The sequence below is a fragment of the Shewanella halotolerans genome (genome assembly GCF_019457535.1).
Taxonomy (GTDB): Bacteria; Pseudomonadota; Gammaproteobacteria; order Enterobacterales; family Shewanellaceae; genus Shewanella; species Shewanella halotolerans.
Map to the genome: position 1 here is coordinate 423,680 of NZ_CP080417.1, position 21,408 is coordinate 445,087.

Genomic DNA, 21,408 nt, shown 5'->3' on the forward strand with positions numbered 1-21,408 from the left:
CTGACATCTTGTATGGCTGACTTTCACAGACAGCTATTTCAGTGAAAAATAGATCTCTGTTACCAGCTCATGCTCCGCGACCTCGGGGAAGAAGTTGTGGTACTCGAAGTAGAGAGGAAAGTCCCTCAGCTCCTCGCCGCTCTGGGGCAGCCAGTCGCGGTAGAACTGATAGATCTTATCGTCCATCTGATCGTGCGGCCCCTGGTGGCGGATCACGGCGCAGCGACCGCCGGGGATCGTCTTAGTGATCACCCCAAAGTCGTTGGCCTTGACCTCGGCCGTTACCGAGCCACAGATGTCGAAACGAAACGCCTCGGGCGCTACCGTGTTGGGGTCGTTAAAGGGCACGCCCAGGGTCAGGCTGCTGGCCACAGGGGATTCGCCGCTCTGCTTACGCCAGTTGATAAATTGTTGAATCGAGTCGTTCAGTGCGGCCGGGCTGCCTTGGTGTTCCAGCACGGCGACTTTGATATCGTCTCTTTGCGTGAGTTTGATCTGCACAGTTTCTCTCCTTGTATAGTTCACCTTGGCATATTGTTGACTCCATTGCTCCCACTTAGGGGTTAACCTGAACTGGGTAGGGGTCTGGGCAAATACCTGCTTAAAGGCTCGCGAGAAGGATTCGCCGTTCTCAAACCCGGCATCGAGGGCGATGTCGGTGATCTTGAGTTCGGGATGAAACACCAATCGGTATGAGGCCCGCTTCAGCCTGAGCAGGCTGATGTATTTACCTAAGGTTATGCCGGTATACACCTGAAACTGGCGATGAAAATGATACTTGGAGAAGTGCGCCTTCTGGCTCAGTTGTTCCAGCGTCAGGGGCTGGTCCAGATGTTTCGCGATATAGTCACAAACCGTCTGGATTCGTTGACTGTAGGCCTGGTGCGCTGCTCGGTTCATATGCATCCCTTTTCAAGTGAGCGGCCATTGTGCGATGAGAGGGCTTGCTTTGCCTGACTCATATTGCTCAATGGCAATTGGCCGAGCATTTGTGCTTAAAAGCCCCTGCGTTTCCAAAAGTTGGCCACCTGACTCTCCTCATCGTTAAGATGCACATGAAAGGTCTTCTCGGCAACCACCTTGTTACCCAGGGATAGTGTCATGCGCCACCTGCCCACCTTGTCATGTTCGGGCGCCCAGATGGTGTCACCCAGATAGAACTTCCAGTCGTTGGACTCGACAAACAGCTCACCCTCGAAGGGCGGGCGAACATTGCCCTGCTGGTCTGGAATATGGGGATGATAGATACAGTAGCTAAGCCTTTGATTCTTTGCCTTACGGATACGGGCGATGAAGCCAAATTCTATGTCGATCTCTGCCGGCACATGGACCGTGGCCTTGAGAAACTTGGGCAGATCCGGGCTCTCTTCATCCCAGCGGCTGAAGAGTCCGGCCTGTAGTATGGTGACATCGGCTTTGAGCTTAGACAAAGGAGGCTAGGCGTTAGGTGTGATACTTCACGGCCATGTCGATCAGCGGCTCACGGCTGGCCTTGGCGGCGCGCAGCCTGGCCAGATAGTTCTCCCACAGATCTACCTGATTGGTGGCCAGATCATAGAGCACCTTCCAGGAGTAGAGGCCTGTGTCGTGGCCGTCGTCGAACACCAGCTTGACCGCATAGTTGCCTACAGGGGTGATGGCGTTGATATTGACGTTCTTCTTGTGGGTGACCAGCACGGGATTGCCGTGACCATGGACCTCGGCCGAGGGGGAGTAGACCCTTAGGAGTTCGCAGCTCAAGGTAAATTGCTGGCCGTTGTCGAAACTTATCTCCAGCTGGCGCGACTTGCGCTTGAGTTTGAGCCCTGTGACCTTGGGCGTATCGCTTTGGGGGGTCATATGCTTCGCCTATTCGTGGGAGGGTATCCCTGGTTAAAAAAGAGGGCCCGCAGGGGAACTGACGGGCCCTTTAAGTTTACAGGATGAAGCGGCTGAGATCTTCGTCCTGTACCAAGTTCTCCAGGTGAGCGTTGACATAGTCGGCATCGATCACAGTCGTGCTGCCTGACTTGTCCGAGGCCTCGAAGGAGAGATCTTCCATCAGGCGCTCCATCACTGTATGCAGGCGGCGGGCACCGATATTTTCGGTGCGCTCGTTCACCTGCCAGGCAGCTTGAGCGATGCGCTCGATACCCGACTCGCTAAACTCGACCTTAACGCCTTCGGTGGCCATCAATGCCACATACTGCTCGGTGAGCGAGGCATGGGGCTCGGTGAGGATGCGTTTAAAGTCGTTGGCAGACAGGGCTTCCAGCTCGACGCGGATTGGCAGACGGCCCTGCAACTCGGGGATGAGATCCGATGGTTTAGACATCTGGAACGCGCCCGAGGCGATAAACAGGATATGGTCTGTCTTGACCATGCCGTGCTTGGTGTTCACCGTGCAGCCTTCCACCAGAGGCAGTAGGTCGCGCTGAACCCCTTCGCGAGAGACGTCTGGGCCTGAGGTGTCGCCACGCTTACAGATCTTGTCGATCTCATCTAGGAAGACGATGCCGTGTTGCTCGACCAGTTCGATCGCCTGCTCTTTAAGATCGTCAGGGTTCACCAGCTTGGCGGCTTCCTCTTCGATCAACAGCTTATAGGCTTCCTTGATGGTCATCTTGCGACGCTTGCTGGCGCCAGGGCCCATGTTTTGGAACATGCTCTGGAGCTGGCTGGTCATCTCTTCCATGCCGGGTGGCGACATGATCTCTATGCCTACCTGAGGCGCGGCGATATCGATCTCGATCTCTTTGTCGTCCAGCTGGCCTTCGCGTAGCTTCTTGCGGAACACCTGACGAGTGCCGGTGTCATCTTTCTTCTCAGTGTCCCAGTCTTCCTTGGGTTTAGGTAGCAGGGCATCGAGAATACGCTCTTCGGCCGCTTCTTCGGCTCTGAACTTACACTTGGCCATCTGCTCTTCGCGGGTCAGCTTGACGGCGGCGTCGGTGAGGTCACGGATGATCTGCTCGACCTCCTTACCCACGTAACCGACTTCGGTAAACTTAGTGGCTTCGACCTTGATGAAAGGCGCCTTGGCTAGCTTGGCCAGACGGCGGGCGATCTCTGTCTTACCTACACCCGTGGGGCCTATCATCAGAATGTTTTTTGGGGTGACTTCTTGGCGCAGCGCGGCATCTAGCTGCATACGACGCCAGCGGTTACGCAGGGCGATAGCGACCGAACGCTTGGCGTTTTGCTGGCCTATGATGTGGCTGTCCAGCTCGTGAACAATCTCGCGTGGAGTCATCTCAGACATAAGTATCCCTTAATGCTTGGGTGCATACGTTTGGTAACAGTGAGCGGGCTCAGTGTTAGTAATTCAGTTCTTCTATCGTCTTGAATTGGTTAGTGAATACACAGATGTCACCGGCAATGGTCAAAGACTTTTCGGCGATCTCCTTGGCGCTGAGATCGGTATTTTCCAGCAGTGCCGTGGCCGCGGCTTGGGCAAAGTTGCCGCCTGAGCCTATGGCGATCAGGTCGTTTTCTGGCTGCACCACATCGCCGTTACCTGTGATGATCAGGCTGCATTCGGTATCGGCTACCGCCAAGAGTGCCTCGAGCTTGCGCAGCACCCTGTCTGAGCGCCAATCTTTGGCCATCTCGACCGCGGCGCGCATCAGATGGCCCTGATGCATCTCTAACTTAGATTCGAAGCGTTCGAATAGGGTGAAGGCATCGGCGGTGCCGCCGGCAAAGCCCGCGAGGACCTTGTTGTGATACAGGCGTCGAACCTTTCTGGCGTTTCCTTTCATCACTGTATTTCCCAGTGATACCTGGCCGTCTCCGGCAATGACAACCTGATTATTGCGACGTACTGAAACGATTGTGGTCACGGTATTTCCTCTTCTCAAGCCGACGAGTAGGAAACTCATCGGTGGACAATAGCTTAGATATGGGGATGGCATTTTGTTTTTCAAGGGAGATCAACCATAGGTTTACCCACGCCAGAGGAGAAAAGCCGAGTTTTGTGCCTCTGCGACCTAAAAGCCGTTTATTTTTATCGCCTTACTCATTCAAGTATGACGCTGGGGCTAATACTAAAGAGGGGGGGCGTCTGGGCAAAATTAGCCGCTTGGTGGTGGGCTTTCATACCTTAGCCGGATGAAGGGGGAGAGGCTTGTCCGCATACTTTTGCCTGCCAGCACAGGCTGGCGCTTGTTTCTAAGCCGCTTGTTTCAAACATGGGGATGAAAGGAAAACGGTTCGCGGTGTAGGGTCGACAGGCCGGAGGTTGCACGGTGACGCTTGTCGGGATCTTCGCAGGATGCGCCAACATCGAGTGATGGGCGAAGAAGATTCGGCATCTGGTAATCGCAGTTTCATGTTACTGCTGAGACTTGCATAGGATTGCACCACCTAGGTGGTGTGCACAGGGGTTGCCTCAGGCGAGCGCCCCGACAGATAAATTTAGTAAAGGATATTACTCATGACAAAGCTACTTCCACTGGCCGCCGCTATTGCGATGACAATAGGTACCGCCCACGCTGCCGACAGCACGGCGACAACTTCACAAAATGGTTCGGGTAACATTGCTTCGACGGTGCAGACTGGTACTAACCATACTGCGGCCATCAACACCGCCCTGGGTTTCGACAGCTCGGCAACTATCGACCAAGCCGGTGATGCACAAACGGCCACCATCAATCAGATCGGCGGCGTCGCGAACTCTAGCGCCATGGTGACTCAGTCTGTGTCGTCAAATAACGCTACCGTTAACCAAGAGCACATGGACAACACTCATGCGACGGTTACCCAGGCCGGTGAGAGCAACAACGCCGATGTGAACCAGCTGCATGTTAACGACTCGCAGGCGATCGTTGTGCAACAAGGCAACACCAACAACGCCAACATCAGACAGTATGGTTTCGGCATCCATAACCCAGCCGGTTCAACCATATTGCAGACTGGTAACAACAACAGCGCTAACACAGATCAAGATACCTCTACCGACGCCCTGTCGACCGTAGTACAGACCGGCGCCGAGAACATTGCTAACGTTAATCAGATGAACAACGCCGAGCGTTCGGTTGTTGCGATTAATCAGATCACCAACAGCTCTATGGCAACGGCGACTCAGGATGGCTCTGCCGACTCGAGCATCACCATCAACCAGATCAACGGCTCAATCGGCACCGCCGATGTGACCCAGAGCAACGGCAGCGATAACCTGGCGAGCGTGACTCAGGATGATAACAGCCTGAATGCCACGGCGAGCGTGTCGCAAACTGGCAGCTTCAACCATGTGAATACACTGCAACAGCATGCCATCAACACCAGTCTGAGCGTGATGCAAAATGGTGAGTCTAACATCGCCTCAGTTAATCAAGAGCATGTGAACGACAGCGTTGCGACCGTGAATGTGACTGGTGACACCAACACCACCACAGTGCGTCAGTATGGCTTCGGTTACCATGAGCCAGCGTCGGCGACCGTAACGACTGTGGGTAACTTCAACAACGTGAACATCAACCAGGATACTTCATTCATGGCTGAGGCCAGCGTAAACCAGGTGGGTAACGGTAACATCGCCCTGGTGAGCCAGCTTAACGAGTCTGATAATTCCAAGGTGTTCATCGACCAGATCGATGCCAGCGAAAACGGTAATGTTGTTGTGGCGCAGGATCAGGCTGCCGACTCTACGGCGACTGTGATGCAGTCAGGTGTTAATGGTTCGGCGGTATTTGTGGCCCAGGGCCCAGGTAGCCAGCTGAATGCCAACGTGAATCAAACTGCTAGCGTGGGCGGTATCGTAAACATCAATCAGGATGGCCTAGATCAAGGTGCCATGGTGAGCCAGAGCGGCACAGACAACATGGCCGACATTGACCAGACTGCCTCGCTAAACCGCGTGACTGTTGCTCAGATGGGCGATTTCGGTGCCGCCGATATCGACCAGACAGGCAACAACAACGAAGGTTGGGTTAACCAGAGCGGTGGCGAATACAATGACGTCGTGCTGCTGCAACAGGGCGATGACAACTACGCCATGATCGAGCAATCTGGCCTGGGGCTTGATGGCGCACACAACCTGGCGACCATCAACCAGCTGGGCATGAACGATAGTGCTTCTATCATGCAGGCTGGTGGTTTCGGTAACACTGCGACCATCACCCAGAACTAAGCGATTAACGCAGACAACAAAAAGCCAGCATTACGCTGGCTTTTTTATTGCCTCAAACATAAAAAAACGGACCAGGGCCCGTCTTTAGTCTGCTAAGGCTAGCCGCCTTCCCAGAACCAAATCTGACAGCCGTTGAGGCCGCCACGTTGTAGTATGTGGCGATGTTTCTCGGCAAGGCGTTTACGCTCATAGGGGCCGAGCACCACCTTATACCAGGTGCCGTTGCTGCCGCTGACCTTACGCACCTGCGCCTCCAGGCCCTGGAAGGCGATCACCGCCTTCATCTCATTGGCCTGAGCCTCTTTCCTGAAGGAGCCGCATTGCATCTGATAGGGACGGGTCGGCGCGGTGTTTTCTGGGATATCCACCTCGACCTGCTTATTCTCCAGCTCCTCCTGGTAGGTCCACTCCTCCTTGGGCTTAGGCGGCAGCGCATTGGGGTCCTTCTTGACCACCTTAGGCTTAACCGTTTGTACCTCGGGCTGAGTCTCTACTTTGTCGGCGCTGTCGTTGATGCTCCAGAGGAAGTAGCCGAAACCGCCTACTAATCCTAGGGTCACCAGAGAGAGCACGAAGGGGAAACGTCTCGGCTTTGGTGCCGGCTGACGTCGGCCACCCGTGCTCTTCTTACGTCCTTTCGAGGCAGGTCTTCTGTTGGCGTAATCGCGATTGCTCATCCTGGCGCCCTATACTACATGCGTTCTAAGGTTTCGATACCCAGTAGATCCAGGCCCTGCTTCAGCGTCTTAGCGGTCAGTTGTGCCAGCAATAGACGGCTCTTCTTCTCATCTTCGCTGTCGGCCGCCAGCACTGGGCAGGCCTCGTAGAAACTTGAGAAGGCGCCCGCCAGTTCAAACAGGTAGCCACACAGGGCGTGAGGCTGACCCTTGGCCACCATGCGACCTAGCACCTCGGCAAACTGGGCCAGCTTGTTGCCCAGCTCTTTCTCTTTGTCGTGCTCCAGCTTGATGCTGGCGCCCGTGAGGTCGATATCGGCCGCACGCTTGAAGATGCCTGCAACACGTGTGTAGGCGTAAAGCAGGTAAGGCGCCGTGTTGCCCTCGAAGCTCAGCATCTGCTCGAAGCTGAAGATGTAGTCGCTGGCGCGATTCTTCGAGAGATCGGCATATTTCACCGAGGCGATACCCACCACTTTGGCGATCTTGGCCAGCTCCTCTTCATCCATATCAGGATTCTTGCTGCGTACCAGTTCAAGCGCACGGGTCTCGGCCTCGCTCAGCAGGTCAACCAGCTTCACCACCCCACCAGAGCGGGTCTTGAATGGGCGACCATCTTCGCCGTTCATGGTGCCAAAGCCCATGTGTTCTAGGCTCATCTCTGGACGGACGAAGTTAGCGGTGCGGGCCAGGCTGAATACCTGCTGGAAGTGCAGGGCCTGACGCAGGTCGACGAAGTACAGGGCGCGGTCGGCCTTGAGTACGTTTGAGCGATAGCGCATCGCCGCCAGATCGCTGGTGGCATACAGGAAGCCGCCGTCGGCCTTCTGGATGATCACCGGCAGTGGTTCACCCTCTTTGGTTTGGAACTCATCCTGGAAGACCACCTTGGCGCCGTTACTTTCAGACAGCAGCCCCTGGGCATCCAGATCCACTACCACCTGCTCGAGGTCATCGTTGTAGGCGCTCTCGCCGCGCACGTCGGCGCGGGTCAGGCTCACACCCAGACGCTCATAAACTTCGTGACAGTGGCTTAGGGAGATATCGTTAAATTCACGCCATAGCTTGTTGCAGTACTCGTCGCCCGATTGCAGCTCAACCACGAGCTGGCGAGCGCGGGTAGCAAACTCTTCCGACTCGTCGAAACGTACCTTGGCGGCGCGGTAGAAGCTCTCGAGATCTGCCAGTTCAACCTGGGCTTGCTCGCCTTGCTTAGCGCGTAGCTCTTCCATGTAGGCCAGCAGCATGCCGAACTGGGTGCCCCAGTCGCCGACGTGATTCTGGCGGATCACCTTGTGACCCTGGAACTCCAGCGCGCGTACCACGGCGTCACCGATAATGGTTGAACGTAGGTGACCTACGTGCATCTCTTTGGCCAGGTTTGGCGACGAGTAGTCAACCACTACTGTCTGCGGCGTCGGCAGGACTACGCCCAGGTGATCGTCGTTCAGGGCGGTCATCAGCTGGTTGGTCAGGGCGTTCTCATCGATAAAGAAGTTGATGAAACCTGGGCCGGCGATCTCAACCTTAGCCACCTGGCTGTCTTGTGGCAGGCTATCGATTATCAGCTGTGCGACCTCACGAGGATTCTTGCGAGCCACCTTGGTCAGCATCATGGCTAGGTTGGTGGCAAAATCACCGTGGGTTTTGTCTTTGGTTCGGTCAACCTGAATACGAGCCTCAAAATCGGCAGGAATGATCGCCTGCTGTTTTAGGGTTTGAATGGCTTGTTCGAGCAAAGATTGAATATGTGATTTCATTGGCGTTTAATCGACAGTTGCTAAATAAAAAGATTCAGGGATAACCGCGTATTTTAGCCGTTTGTGGTGGCCAATTGCTATCCTCTGGTCGGATTTTTATGAGCTATTTTTGCATTTTTTGATCACAGGAGATCCTGCGGGTCGCGATCTAGGCTCCAGCGGCATAGCTTGGCCAGTGGCAGGGCTTCGATCTGCGGCAGTGCCTGCTCGAAGGCCTGCTGCAACAGCCCGCGGGTCTTGGTCTGGAACATCAGCTGACGGCGGAATTTGCCGGCCTTTCTGTCCATGGGAGCGGGCATGGGGCCTATGATCTCGCACTGCTCGTCTTGCGGCAGTAACTGGGCAACCTGGGCCAGGAAGGCATCGGCGTCCTGTGCCTTGTGGGCCTCGGCGCGTAGCAGCAACATGTGCCAGGCCGGCGGCAACAGGGCCTGTTTACGCTCCTCCAGCTGACCGCGGGCGAACTCGCCATAGCCCTTGTGCATCAGCTCCCTCAGTATGGGGTTGTCACATTGGTGGGTCTGAAGCAGCACTGTGCCCGGCTTGCGCGCTCGTCCGGCGCGGCCCGATACCTGAGTATAGAGTTGACCGAAACGCTCGGGGGCGCGAAAGTCTGCGCTGAACAGGGCGCCATCGACATCTAACAGGCCGACCAGGGTGACGTCGGGGAAATGGTGCCCCTTGGCGAGCATCTGGGTGCCGACCAAGATCTTATATTCCCCCTTATGGATGGCGTTAAGGTGGGTTTCCAGCGCTCCCTTGCGGCTGGTGGTGTCGCGATCGATTCGCACCACAGGGTAGTTGGGAAACTCCTTGGCCAGGGCGTCGGCCAGCTGCTCTGTGCCCACCCCTTGGCCCATCAGCATGGTGCTGCCGCACTGATGGCACTGCTTGGGGATGGCGTACTGATTGCCGCAGTGGTGGCAACGGATCTCGCCGAGGGATTGATGCACAGTGAAGAAGGCGTCGCAGCGATCGCACTCGTGCAGGTGGCCGCACTCGTGACATAGCAGCGCCGGGGCGAAGCCGCGGCGGTTAAGAAACAGCAGCACCTGATTGCCCGCATCCAGATGGATTCGCATCTCGTTGAGCAGGCCATGGGAGAGACCATTCTTCAGCGGCTGATTGCGGATGTCGATGATCCCCTGGCGCACCTTCTCGGCGGCGCCGGCGCGGCTGCCCAGGCTCAGGTGTTGGTAGCGTCCAGACAGGGCATTCTGTAGCGTCTCCAGGGAGGGGGTGGCGCTGCCAAGGAGTACGGGCACCGATTCGAGATGGCCGCGCATCACGGCTAAGTCCCGGGCGTGATAACCGATCCCCTCTTGCTGTTTGAAGCTGGCGTCGTGTTCCTCATCCAGGATGATGATGCCTGGATAGCGCATGGGGGTGAACAGCGCCGAGCGGGTGCCGATTATGATGGCTGCCTCGCCGCTTCTAGCCAGACGCCAGGCGCTCAGGCGTTGATTGTCGGTGAGCCCAGAGTGGATCACCGCCACCTGCACCTTGAAGCGACGCTTGAAGCGGCTGATGGTCTGGGGTGTCAGGCCAATCTCGGGCACCAGGATCAGTGCCTGTTTACCCTGTTTAAGCACAGTTTCCAGCAGTGCCAGATAGACCTCAGTCTTGCCCGAGCCCGTGATCCCCTCGAGTAAGGTGCAGTGGTAGCCCTGCTGTTGGTTGAGGGTGGCGACGGCGATGGCCTGCTCGGGATTGAGCTGATGGGGCGTCTCATCGAGTTCGAGCCCGTCGCGCCAGCTGAGATTTGATTCGATACGCCGCTCGATACACTCTATCCAGCCCCGTTCAACAAGAGCCTTTAGCGCCGTCTTGCTCAGCTCCAGGGCATTGAGTTCATCCTGGCTGAGCTCTGTCTCTAACAGGGCAAGCAGCAGCTTGCGCTGGGCGGGTGCACGCTTGAGCAGATCGATATCCGCTTCCTGTCCGGCAGCGGTCACGCGCCAGATCTGTAGCTGCTGGGCCTCTACCTCGGCACCCTTACGCAGGGCGACCGGCAGGGCCTGTGACAACATCTGCCCCAGGCTGCAAAAATAGTAGCGGGCGGCCCATTGGGTCAGCTTGTATAGCGAGGGGGGCAATACTCCCTCATGGTCGAGGAAGGTGATAACCGACTTGATCTGGTTCGGCGCCAGATCGCAGCTTTGGCTTAGGCCGGTTACCAACCCGATCAGTTGCTGTCGACCGAAGGGTACCCTGACCCTGACACCTACCTGAGCTTTGTCGAGATCGGCCTCTTTGACGCGATAGCTAAAGGCCTGGCGCATGGGGACGGGGAGGGCGACTTCGACAAACAGGGACATAGATTCGGCTGGCAGCAATAATAGTAGAGCAAGTGTAACCAGACAGCCTGACGAGGGCTACCAGAATCTGTCACAAGTAGGTGGAAAGCCTAGGCTATTCAGATCTAAGACTTGTGACAAAATTGTTGAAACATCAAAGAGCTTGTTGCTTAATAGCTAGGTGAGACTCGGGGTTGTCGACTGGCCGGATGGCGGATGCGTGTGACCCTGAGGTGAGCGTCTGACAGTCGAATCGATCCACCCAAACAGGGATAAGAAGGTTGCGATGAAGAGAGTGCAATATCTGGTCATGCTGTGCCTAGTGCTGCTGGGGCAAGCCGGGCTTATGAGTCTGCCCGCCTGGGCGAAGCTTACCCACGTCAGTATCAATCAAAGGCTGTCAGATCTGGGGCAACGCCCGACGCTCAGGGTCAATATCGTCGCCCAATCGGTCAACCTGGATAAGGTGCAGTTTATCGTCGAGCAGCGCTCCGGCAGTGAGCGATTGATGGTCAAGCCGATGAACACCTATATGTTGCTGCTCAGCGGTGTCGAGGAGGTGGAAGATGGCGAGGCGCAGCTGGTGATCAAGGAGTATCTGGTCAATAACTGGCAGGAGGTGAAGCGGATGCCGCTGTTTAACGCCTCGACGACTTATCAGCAGAGCAAGCCGGTTAAATCAAAGCCTGTTAAATCAAATACGCCGGTTAAAACAGCCAAGACCAACAAGCAGCCGTCGCAACCCCTTGCAGCGGCTCAGCAGTCACTGGCAAGTTTACCGCCTGTTGATGCCGGCGATCGGGTGCAGCAGGGATGTCAGCTGGATTATGCCCCGCCTCAAACCCTGTGGCGTCTCGGCAGCGACTATGCCAAGCAGTGGGAGCTGAGCACCTACGGCGCCATGCTGGCCATCTTCGAGGCGAACCCCAATGCCTTTAATGGCGGTAAGATCAATGGCCTGCGGGCGGATGTGACCCTCAAGTGTCCGTCGGCGGCCCTCAAGCAGAGATACCTGAGCGCCGATGCGGCACGAGCGGCCTTCGAGGCGCTGGTCGCAGAATAAGCACGGCGGCCGATTGCTGCTAGAAGGAAAATCAGATAATGCAGGAGAATAGTTGCAGGCTATGCTTGTAACTATTGATGGTATCCTGTACTATCTCGCGCCTAAATATTCTATTAACTGCATGTGGTGTCCGACTTCGGGTTGGAAGTGCGACATGGCCTTAAACTTGAGGTAATCCCAATGAAACCAGGCATTCATCCTGAATATGCTGAAATCACTGCAACTTGTACTTGTGGTAACGTTATCAAAGTAAACTCAACTGCAGGTAAGCCACTGCACTTGGACGTATGTGGTGCATGTCACCCATTCTACACTGGTACTCAGAAAGTTATGGATACCGGTGGACGTATCGACAAGTTCAACAAGCGTTTCGGTATGCTTGGCAAGAAGTAATACTTCTGCAAAGAACTCTGAAAAAGGCGCCTATATGGCGCCTTTTTTGTTTTCAGCCCTAAACCACCTACTTCAGTAGGTGGTTATCATCATTTAGGCTTTGCCTGTAATTCGCATTGATAGATAGATGCAGTTACCCATCGAACGGGGCGGTGTAATCACTTTCCCAATGCTATAAGCAGGCTAAATAGAGCCAAAAATAGGTTGGGTAAATAAATAGACGCTTTTGGCCCCCTTTGAGGGGGCTAATACAAAGCCACCTTCTTCAGAAGGTGGATTTTTACTGTCTGTTATTGCTGGCCTGTGCCTATGGGCTCAGCCTGCCACTTATTCCGTCACTGTGCCTGCAAGTGGGCCTGCAAGTGGGCTTTCTTGAATAGAGTTGGCGATCAGCCTAACATGCTTGTAAGGTTATGATATTACTGATGACTGAGCGTTTAATCTAGGGAAGCGATTTATTATGGACAAGATTCTGGCCCTTTCTCTTTCTCTCTGCTCCTTCCTGGCGACTGCCGCTGGCAGCCTGTGTGCGCCAACCCACTATGATGAGACTGTCACCTTAGCCTCGGTGATCGATGGCGATACCTTGATGCTGGAAGATGGTCGTCTGCTCAGGCTTATCGGCATCGATTCGCCCGAGATAGACAGGCACTACCCTGAGCTGTCTGAGCCCTTCGCCAATCGCGCGCGCAATTTCCTCGCCGAGCGCCTGGTGCCTGGGCAGAAACTCAAACTGGCCTTCGATCGTAAACGTCTGGATCCCCAAGGGAAAACCTTAGCCTATGCCTATACCGAGGAGGGAGAGCACCTGCAGGAGATGATGCTGAGTCAGGGCTATGCCAAGGCGAGGGTCTATCAGAACGATTACTTCTGGCAGTGTTTGGCCAATATCGAGCGTCAGGCCCGCCAGGAGCAACGTGGATTATGGAGCCATAAAAGCTATCAGGCCAAGTTGCCGAATGAGTTAAATCGTGACGATCGCAATCGCTGGCGAGAGGTCAGAGGAGTGGTGACGGGTTTTGAAAGAAAAGGTCAGCAATTGTGGCTGATTATCGATGAAATCTTTTATGTGGGTATACCTAGAGAAGAATCTGGTAAATTTAGCAACATTTTAACCCTAAACCTGCTTGAAAGTCCGGTAATTGTGCGTGGTGAGTTGTATTATTCCTACAAAAAATGGCAGATGATTGCCCATCATCCTTCGCAGATAAGTTTGCAAAATAAGCCTTAGACCATTTGGCTTCATAATAAACTGAAATTTTCTAATATCTTGTTTAAAAATCGCCTAATTTCGAGTATCTTAGCGCTCTAATGACCTGCGTCGATTTTCGCCAAATCTGGGGGAGCGAGGCGGGGCAAATAAGACCTTACTCTGAATACACTTGTCGCATTTTTTGCAGGATTACTAAAATGGCCGATTTCCGTCAGCAAGCCCTTGACTACCATGAGTTCCCCGTACCAGGCAAAACCGCCGTTAGCCTGACCAAGCCCGCAGAGACCAGCATGGATCTGGCGCTGGCCTATAGTCCGGGTGTGGCCGAGCCGGTGCGTGAAATCGCTGCCAATCCTGACGACGCATACCGTTACACCGCCAAGGGCAACACGGTTGCCGTGATCTCTAACGGTACCGCCATCTTAGGTCTGGGCAACCTGGGCCCACTGGCCTCTAAGCCTGTGATGGAAGGTAAGGCACTGCTGTTCAAACATTTCGCCAATATCGATGCCACAGACATCGAGGTGAAGCACCGCACCGCCGAAGAGTTTATCAACACGGTCGAGGCGATTGCCGATACCTTCGGTGGCATCAACCTGGAAGATATCAAAGCACCCGAGTGTTTCGAGATCGAGAAGGCGTTGATTGAACGTTGTAACGTTCCTGTATTCCACGACGATCAGCACGGCACGGCCATCGTGACCGCGGCTGGCATGATCAACGCCCTCGAGATCCAGGGTAAGAAACTGGAAGAGGCGGTCTTTGTCTGTATGGGCGCAGGTGCGGCGGCTATCGCCTGTATGACCATGTTGGTGAAGTGTGGCGTGCAGCGTGAGAATGTCTACATGCTGGACCGTAAGGGTGTTATCCACACCCGTCGTGAAGATATTAACGAATACAAGGCGCTGTTTGCCAACAACACAGACAAGCGCACCCTGCAGGATGTGATCAAGGGCGCCGACGCCTTCCTGGGTCTGTCTGGCCCAGACGTGCTGAGTGCTGAAGATGTTGCCCTGATGGCCGAGAAGCCGGTGATCTTTGCCTGTTCAAACCCAGATCCAGAGATCAAGCCTGAGCTGGCCCACGATGTGCGCAAAGATCTGATCATGGGTACCGGTCGCAGCGATTACCCTAACCAGGTGAACAACGTGCTCTGCTTCCCCTTCATCTTCCGTGGTGCCCTGGATGTGCGCGCCGCCAAGATCAACGACGAGATGAAGATTGCCGCGGTACATGCCATAGCAGCCCTGGCGAAAGAGCCTGTGCCTGCCGAGGTATTGGCTGCTTATCCAGACGTGACCGAGCTGAAGTTTGGCCCTGATTACGTGATCCCTAAGCCGATGGATCCACGCCTGCTGTCAAACGTGGCCAAGGCCGTTGCCCAGGCGGCTATCGACTCGGGTGTTGCGGCCTTGCCAACACTGCCTGAGCACTACATGGCCTAATCGGCGATGGTAATGATAAGAAAAGGGCCTCAGGGCCCTTTTTTATTGTGCCTTTACGGCTTTATTTGTATGGTAATGGTGTTGCTCAGCCTAGGTGATAAAGCCTTTCGGGATCCTAGATGATAAAGCGGTCTCAGACGTAAAAAATAATAATAATCCTGCAGGAAGCGGAAATGAAATTGACACAACTCCTCACCAAGAAGTTAACCGGCTTTTGGCTGCTTTCCCTCGCTGCGGTCGCCTTCATCTTTCTGCTTACCGCTCTGGTCAGTTTCATTCAGCTCACCTATAAGTTTCAACAGCAACAGATGACAGAGCTGGAAGAGATGCTGCTGCAGCATCAGGTGAGGCACGAGCTTCAGCACCTGGATATCTGGCTGCCGCAGATCCTGGCCGCCTACGATGCACAAAAATTTACCCTGATCCGGGGTGATGAGACGCTGTACCGCTTCGACCGGGGTAATCATGATCAGAGTGTGGTCAACTACGACAGGGTACTCAACGAGACCTTAGACCTGCATTTTCATATCAGCCTGCCTCAGCCCTTCCTGCTGCACAACATCAGCTGGCACGGCGGTCTGGTGTTCCTAGTGGGATGCATAGCGGTAGGCCTGCTGGTGCGCCGCGGCTACCTCTGGCTGGCGCTGCAGCTGCAGGGCATAGAAGATCTGGCCAAGCGCAGTCATCTGATCCTCTCGGGAGATTATGACAAGGCGCTAGCCGAGACGGGCCATGGCCGTCCAAGGCTTATCAACCGCGCCTTGACCCAGATGTTGCTTGAGCTCGATGATGCCCAGAAGCAGCGTGCCAGGTTCGATCAGTTTATTCGCTCCAACACCTTCCTCGACCCCGAGTCGGGCATAGGTAATCGCCTGTTCCTCAAGAACCGCCTGGACGCCCTGAGCAACAAGGATGGCATGATGGCCCCCGGGGTGCTGCTACTGCTGGAAATGGAAGATCTGGATCTCTTACAGCAGGAAGCAGACGAGTTCAGCATTCAGGAGTTGCTCACCCAGACCATAGGCGGCATCAGTCATCTATTGGACAGTCAGGCCAACAGCATCTTCTCCCGTCGCTCCTACAATCAGTTTGCCATCGTGGTGCCGCAGATCTCCCTGGCTGATGCCGAGAAGCTGGCCGCCAGGCTGCTCAAGGTTTGCCTGAGTCAGCCCCTGGAAGGGGTGAACAATCGCGATGACTTCTTTCATATCGGCGTCGCCTACTTCAAGGTGGGCGAGAGCAAGGAGCAGCTGATCGAAGAGGCCGAGATGGCGTTGCGGGCGGCCCAGTTTCAGGGCAACAGCGGCTGGTTTATGTATGACAAGGGCGTGGTGGACGAGGAGTTTGCCAGAGGCTCGGTGCGCTGGCGCAGCTTCCTCGAATATGCCCTGGTCAACAAGCGCGTGGTGCCCTTCACCCAGGCGATACTCGACAGCGATGGCAAGGAGCACCACAGCGAGGTCTCCTGTCGTCTGCGCGACAGCAGCGACAACCTGGTGCGCGCGACCCTGTTCTTGCCCATGGCGATCAAGTGCGGCCTGATCCCCCAGATCGAGCGTCAGGTGATCGAGGCCGTGTTGTTCGATCTGTTACCCAAGTCACCCAAGAACAAGCGGAAATACAGTATTAATCTCTCTCTGGATACGCTTACCAGCCGCGCCTTTATCCGTTGGCTACAGACGACCCTGCTGGAGTATCGTCACCTGACGCCGCGGCTGATCTTCGAGATCAACGAAGATATCCTGGTGAATAACCTGGCGAAACTGAAGGCGCCGCTGGATATGATCGCCAAGATGGGTGCCAGCCTGTGTGTCGACCGGGTAGGGCAGCAGGTGGTGAGCACCCAGTATCTTCAATCCTGCCGCGTGGATCTGATTAAGCTGCACAGATCTATTGTGCGACAGATACATTTACGCCAAGAGAATCAATTGTTTGTCAGAAGCCTTATCGGCGGACTCTATCGTACCGAGGTGCAGGTTTTTGCCGAAGGGGTCGAGTCGTTGGAGGAGTGGCAGACGTTGAAGATTTTAGGGGTGAGTGCAGGACAGGGCAGTTTCTTTAGCGACCCCCTCGAGGCCGCGTGATTTTGTTATCTCCCTGTTGGGCCTGATAAGGGCTTGTTAGGGCAGGGTTACTGTTCTATGTTTATCTGAGTGTATCTGATTGATGTTAGATTTTTTCTATAAAATTAGGCGATTAGTCGCTACAATAACGCTATTATTTTGACGCTTTCCTCGAGGCAATATCCATCCGGCATTTGAGGTAGAGCGATTTGGGACACTCATGGCGCGTGAGTATCAAATTGGTGGATATGCCTTAAATGGAAAATAGTCTTTTGAGTAAATTTGCCTTCTGGCAAACCAAGCACGATAGAGTCGATTTGGGCGTATACCTCAACGCCGCCGCTGTGACCTTCTTCCAGCGCGACAGCGACACCTCATTCTCACTGCCCCTGGCGGGCGATGACTGGTCTGGCGTATTTGAGGCGCTGACCGACAAGATCCCTGCGCCTCATCTGCAACTCGTGCTCAGCGAGGACTTCTACCAGCTGCTGGTGGTCGACAAGCCTATGGTGCAGCCCGAGGAGATGCATCAGGCGCTCGTCTGGTCAATCAAGGATATGGTGTCAGAGCCCGTCGAGTCCCTGCATCTGGATTACTTTGAGTCGCCAGAGTCCACCAACAACAAGGTGACTGTGGTTGCGGTCAACAAGGCCATGCTGCAGGCGCTGATCAAGGCGGCGGATAAGCACCAGGTGACCATTGCCGGGATCAGCATCGAAGAGATGGCCATCAGTAACTATGGCGCCGAAGATAAGCTGGCGCACATGGTGCTTTGTCATAAGCCGGGGAGCGAGCTGTTGCTGACCGTGGTGAAACAGGGGCAGCTCTACATGCAGCGCCGTATCCGCGGATTTAGTCAGATAGATAGAGTCTCGAGCGAAGATCTGCAGCTTAACGTCGCCGATAACCTCAGCCTGGAGCTGCAGCGCTCCATGGATTATTTCGAGAGCCAGCTGCGCCAGGCGCCGGTAGCCTCTATCGCCCTGCTGATGGGCGGTGAGCGTCAGATGCTGGCTCAGCTATTGAGTCGGAACTTCGATCAGGCCGTCGAGGTGATCGCCTGTGATCAGGTGCAGGATAAGTTGGCCCAATGGGCATTGGCCGAGCTTGAACGTCAAACGGAGGAGCCTGCCTAGATGAATCCAAAACTGCGGGTCAACCTCTTTACTGCCAGCCTGTTACCGCCCAGGCTGCGCCTCTCCTTTACGCGTCTGCTACAGCTTGGCTTCGGCCTCTTTGTCTTGCTGCTGGCCGCCAACCTACTGGCCTATCTGCATCTGGGAAGCCTGGAGGCCGACAAGCATCAGCTACTCAGCGACAAGGCCGCTTTCGATCAACAGAAGGCGCAGCTCGAGCAGGCCATCGCCAAGCGTAGCGCTTCTCAGGCATTGGTGCAGCAGGTGGATCTCCTATCGCAGCAGGTGGAACTCAAGCGTCTGCTGCTCGGCGAACTTTCCCATGTGGAGACCCTCACCAGCAAGGGTTATTCTCCCCTGCTGACCGGCCTTGCACGGGTGACCGACGATCAACTCTGGCTGAGCCGCATCCAGGTGCAGGAAGATCAGTTTGTCTTCGAAGGCTTTAGCGCCGCGCCCAACGCAGTCCCCCTCTGGCTGGCACGCCTGCAAGGGGTTGAGCCGCTCAAGGGGCAGGCCTTTAGCACGCTCACCATGAACCGGGGCGACAAGCAGCCGCTGGGATTTGTGCTGCGCAGCAAGCGCGATGAGGAGCAGGCGAAATGAAACAACAGATAGCCCGCTGGGGCGAAGCCTTCGATCAACTGAGTCAGCGCGAGCGGGTGATGATCGCCGTGGCAGTCGTGGTGGTGATCGGCATGTTGCTCTATCTGCCGCTCGAGTCTCTGCTGACCCAGAGCAGCCGTGTGCAGAGTAATATCAAGGCCTTAACCGCAGAGAACCGGATCTCAGAGCAACAGATTGACCTGTATCAGCAGACTCTGGCGAGCGACCCCGATCAGGAATATCGTCAGCGTCTGGCGGGGCTACAACAGCAAGCCAAGGATCTCGATCAGCAGCTGTCGTTTCAGATGGTCGACATGGTGCCCGCCGACAAGATGCCGACCATGCTCGGCGAGTTGCTGGGTCGGGTAAAGGGGATACGCCTGCAAAGTTTCGAGTCTCTGGCGCCTAAGCCGTTGCTGGCATTAGGGGATGAGAACAAACTCAATCTCTATAGCCACGGCATCAAGCTGGCGTTCGAGGGAGATTACTTTGCCACCCTCAAGTTTATCGAGGCGGTCGAGGCCATGCCCAATAAGCTCTATTGGCGCCAACTGGATTATTTGGTGGGCGATTATCCTAAGGCCGAGGTGACGTTAGAGGTCTACACACTCAGTATTAACAAGGACTTTATCAGTGTTGCGAATCAAGATTAGTGTTTGCCTGCTGGCGCTGCTTTGCCTTGGGCTGACTCAGGCCTCGGCCCAGACCCTGAGGGATCCTACCCGTCCAGGTGCAGGGGCCCCAGGCTCGGCGCAGCATCAAGGCGGACAGAAGCTGGTGCTCAACAGCCTGATGATTACAGACCAATCGGCGACGGCCATTATCAATAACAAGACATTCACCACGGGTGACAGGGTACAAGGTGTGAGGATCACTCGCATCACTAAGCAGGGTGTCTGGCTTGCCGATGGCCGCCAGCTTAAGCTCTACCCAGAAGTAACTGCGACAAAGGGACAATAAATGACTGCGATGAAAACCATAACACCTCTGCTCGTGCTGATGTTAGCCGCCTGTCAGACAACGGATCGTCCCCAGCCTGTCGAGTCGAAATCGGCGATCGATAGCTCGATTGCCGCGGCGCAGAATAAGCCACAAACGCCACCACCGGCGGCCGTGATGCCAGATTCTGTGCAGCGTGAGCTGCAGTCATCGAGCCTGCTAGGTTCCTTGACCCCAAGCCAGCCGAGCGAGCGACGTTTCGATGTGTCGGCCAAGGATGTCGATGCCAAGGTCTTCTTCCCGAGCCTGGTGCAGGGCACCCCCCTGAGCGTGGCCGTGCACCCTAACGTGACAGGTACAGTCTCTCTGTCCCTCAAGGGGGTGACCCTGAGTGAGGCGCTGCAGGTGGTCGAAGATATCTATGGCTACGAGGTGAGCCGAGAAGGACGTATCCTGCGTGTCTTCCCTGCTGGCATGCGCACCGAGACCTTCCCGCTCAACTATCTCTACATGGAGCGCCAGGGCTTGTCGCTAACCTCGGTGAACTCAGGGCGGATCTCGGACAACAATAACAACCGAAATAACAACGGCAACAACAGCAATAATTACAACAACAATAACTCGAACAACAACGGTGGCGACAGCAATAGCAACAATAGCAACGAGACCACCAACGGCACCTTTATCCGCTCCAAGACCAAGACAGACTTCTGGGGTGAGCTGAAGGACACCCTGGAATCTATTATAGGCACCACGGGTGACGGCCGTCAGGTGGTCGTCAGCCCGCAGGCGGGCCTGGTGACCATCAGGGCTTTTCCCAACGAGCTGCGTCAGGTGAAGACCTTCCTTAAGACCGCCGAGAGCCATCTGCAGCGTCAGGTGATCCTCGAGGCCAAGGTGCTCGAGGTGACCTTGTCTGACGGTTATCAGCAGGGGATCCATTGGGAAAGCGTACTGGGTCAGAGTGGTAACAACAGCATCGAGTTTGGTACCTCGAAGGCGCCCGATGGTCTAGGGGATGTGATCACCTCGGCCATAGGCGGCATCACCTCCTTACAGGTCAAGGGCAAAGACTTTAGCACCATGATTAACCTGCTCGATACTCAGGGTGATGTGGATGTGCTGTCCAGCCCAAGGGTGACCGCTTCGAACAACCAGAAGGCGGTGATCAAGGTGGGCCGCGACGAGTATTTCGTGACAGATGTGTCTTCGACCACGGTAGCGGGCACCACGCCTGTCACCACGCCGGAAGTGGAGCTGACGCCGTTTTTCTCGGGCATCGCGCTTGACGTGACCCCGCAGATCGACGAGCAGGGCAGTGTGCTGCTGCACATCCATCCATCGGTTATCGACATCAAGGAACAGAACAAGTCGATCAAGGTATCAGACAGCACACTCGAGCTGCCGCTGGCCCAGAGCGAGATCCGCGAGTCGGATACTGTCATCAAGGCCAATACCGGCGATGTGGTGGTGATCGGCGGCCTGATGAAGAGCGAGAATATCGAGTTGGTCTCTAAGGTGCCGCTGCTGGGGGATATTCCGTTTCTGGGCGAAGCCTTTACCAACCGTTCGAACTCGCTACGCAAGACTGAGCTGGTGATCCTGCTCAAGCCGACCGTGGTGGGCGCCGAGACCTGGCAGACCGAGCTGCAACGCTCTAAGGCACTGCTGGATCGCTGGTACCCAGAAGAGAAACAGGAGTAGGCG

Annotated in this window: 19 protein-coding genes; 11 read left to right on the forward strand and 8 right to left on the reverse strand. The window is 55.4% G+C overall.

The features are described 5' to 3' along the window. Positions 1–33 precede the first annotated feature (33 nt). The 5 genes from K0H81_RS01940 to hslV all read right to left on the reverse strand — a co-directional run bounded on the left by K0H81_RS01940 (position 34) and on the right by hslV (position 3,821). Entirely contained in the window at positions 34–900 is an 867-nt protein-coding gene (locus K0H81_RS01940; protein ID WP_220059697.1) for an AraC family transcriptional regulator, read from the reverse strand. A 95-nt stretch (positions 901–995) separates the two neighbouring features. Then, positions 996–1,430: a DUF3859 domain-containing protein gene (locus K0H81_RS01945; protein WP_220059698.1), complete on the reverse strand. Its 435-nt coding sequence runs from the start codon at positions 1,428–1,430 to the stop codon at positions 996–998. A gap of 13 nt (positions 1,431–1,443) precedes the next feature. After that, a complete protein-coding gene (locus K0H81_RS01950) occupies positions 1,444–1,839 on the reverse strand; it encodes a gamma-butyrobetaine hydroxylase family protein (RefSeq protein ID WP_220059699.1) in 396 nt (131 codons plus the stop codon). A gap of 76 nt (positions 1,840–1,915) precedes the next feature. Beyond that, positions 1,916–3,241: an ATP-dependent protease ATPase subunit HslU gene (hslU, locus tag K0H81_RS01955; protein WP_011864180.1), complete on the reverse strand. Its 1,326-nt coding sequence runs from the start codon at positions 3,239–3,241 to the stop codon at positions 1,916–1,918. A gap of 55 nt (positions 3,242–3,296) precedes the next feature. Beyond that, positions 3,297–3,821, reverse strand: a complete 525-nt coding sequence (gene hslV / locus K0H81_RS01960; RefSeq protein WP_011864181.1) for an ATP-dependent protease subunit HslV — start codon at positions 3,819–3,821, stop codon at positions 3,297–3,299. Between the two features lie 593 nt (positions 3,822–4,414). Here hslV and K0H81_RS01965 point away from each other — a divergent pair. Then, positions 4,415–6,109, forward strand: coding sequence for a beta strand repeat-containing protein (locus K0H81_RS01965; protein ID WP_220059700.1), 1,695 nt, complete (start codon positions 4,415–4,417; stop codon positions 6,107–6,109). Between the two features lie 98 nt (positions 6,110–6,207). Here the strand turns inward: K0H81_RS01965 and K0H81_RS01970 are convergent, their stop codons facing one another. The 3 genes from K0H81_RS01970 to priA form a co-directional block, all read right to left on the reverse strand. Beyond that, positions 6,208–6,786, reverse strand: coding sequence for an SPOR domain-containing protein (locus K0H81_RS01970; protein ID WP_220059701.1), 579 nt, complete (start codon positions 6,784–6,786; stop codon positions 6,208–6,210). A 14-nt stretch (positions 6,787–6,800) separates the two neighbouring features. Next, entirely contained in the window at positions 6,801–8,546 is a 1,746-nt protein-coding gene (argS, locus tag K0H81_RS01975; protein WP_220059702.1) for an arginine--tRNA ligase, read from the reverse strand. A gap of 122 nt (positions 8,547–8,668) precedes the next feature. Next, complete coding sequence (gene priA / locus K0H81_RS01980; RefSeq protein ID WP_220059703.1) at positions 8,669–10,864, reverse strand: primosomal protein N'; 2,196 nt, start codon at positions 10,862–10,864, stop codon at positions 8,669–8,671. Positions 10,865–11,129: 265 nt separating this feature from the next. Between priA and K0H81_RS01985 the strand changes: the two genes are divergently transcribed. From K0H81_RS01985 to mshL, 10 genes are all read left to right on the forward strand, one after another. Further along, positions 11,130–11,906: a FimV/HubP family polar landmark protein gene (locus K0H81_RS01985; protein WP_220059704.1), complete on the forward strand. Its 777-nt coding sequence runs from the start codon at positions 11,130–11,132 to the stop codon at positions 11,904–11,906. A gap of 180 nt (positions 11,907–12,086) precedes the next feature. Further along, the gene (rpmE, locus tag K0H81_RS01990) at positions 12,087–12,299 is read left to right on the forward strand and encodes a 50S ribosomal protein L31 (protein ID WP_011864187.1); all 213 of its coding nucleotides are present in this window, start codon (positions 12,087–12,089) and stop codon (positions 12,297–12,299) included. Positions 12,300–12,759: 460 nt separating this feature from the next. Beyond that, on the forward strand, positions 12,760–13,530 hold the full coding sequence (locus K0H81_RS01995) for a thermonuclease family protein (protein ID WP_220059705.1): 771 nt from the start codon (positions 12,760–12,762) through the stop codon (positions 13,528–13,530). 179 nt (positions 13,531–13,709) lie between these two features. Beyond that, the gene (locus K0H81_RS02000) at positions 13,710–14,957 is read left to right on the forward strand and encodes a malic enzyme-like NAD(P)-binding protein (RefSeq protein WP_144200046.1); all 1,248 of its coding nucleotides are present in this window, start codon (positions 13,710–13,712) and stop codon (positions 14,955–14,957) included. Between the two features lie 173 nt (positions 14,958–15,130). Further along, entirely contained in the window at positions 15,131–17,041 is a 1,911-nt protein-coding gene (csrD, locus tag K0H81_RS02005; protein ID WP_220059706.1) for an RNase E specificity factor CsrD, read from the forward strand. A gap of 236 nt (positions 17,042–17,277) precedes the next feature. Next, positions 17,278–18,156 (forward strand): MSHA biogenesis protein MshI, encoded by an 879-nt coding sequence (locus K0H81_RS02010; protein WP_220059707.1) that lies wholly within the window; start codon positions 17,278–17,280, stop codon positions 18,154–18,156. Continuing rightward, positions 18,157–18,762: a PilN domain-containing protein gene (locus tag K0H81_RS02015; protein WP_220059708.1), complete on the forward strand. Its 606-nt coding sequence runs from the start codon at positions 18,157–18,159 to the stop codon at positions 18,760–18,762. Further along, complete coding sequence (locus K0H81_RS02020) at positions 18,759–19,415, forward strand: MSHA biogenesis protein MshJ (protein WP_220059709.1); 657 nt, start codon at positions 18,759–18,761, stop codon at positions 19,413–19,415. Before K0H81_RS02015 ends, K0H81_RS02020 begins: the two co-directional genes overlap by 4 nt. Beyond that, positions 19,396–19,722: an MSHA biogenesis protein MshK gene (locus tag K0H81_RS02025; RefSeq protein ID WP_434086875.1), complete on the forward strand. Its 327-nt coding sequence runs from the start codon at positions 19,396–19,398 to the stop codon at positions 19,720–19,722. Before K0H81_RS02020 ends, K0H81_RS02025 begins: the two co-directional genes overlap by 20 nt. Then, positions 19,723–21,405 (forward strand): pilus (MSHA type) biogenesis protein MshL, encoded by a 1,683-nt coding sequence (mshL, locus tag K0H81_RS02030; RefSeq protein ID WP_220059711.1) that lies wholly within the window; start codon positions 19,723–19,725, stop codon positions 21,403–21,405. The last annotated feature ends 3 nt before the right edge of the window (positions 21,406–21,408 follow it).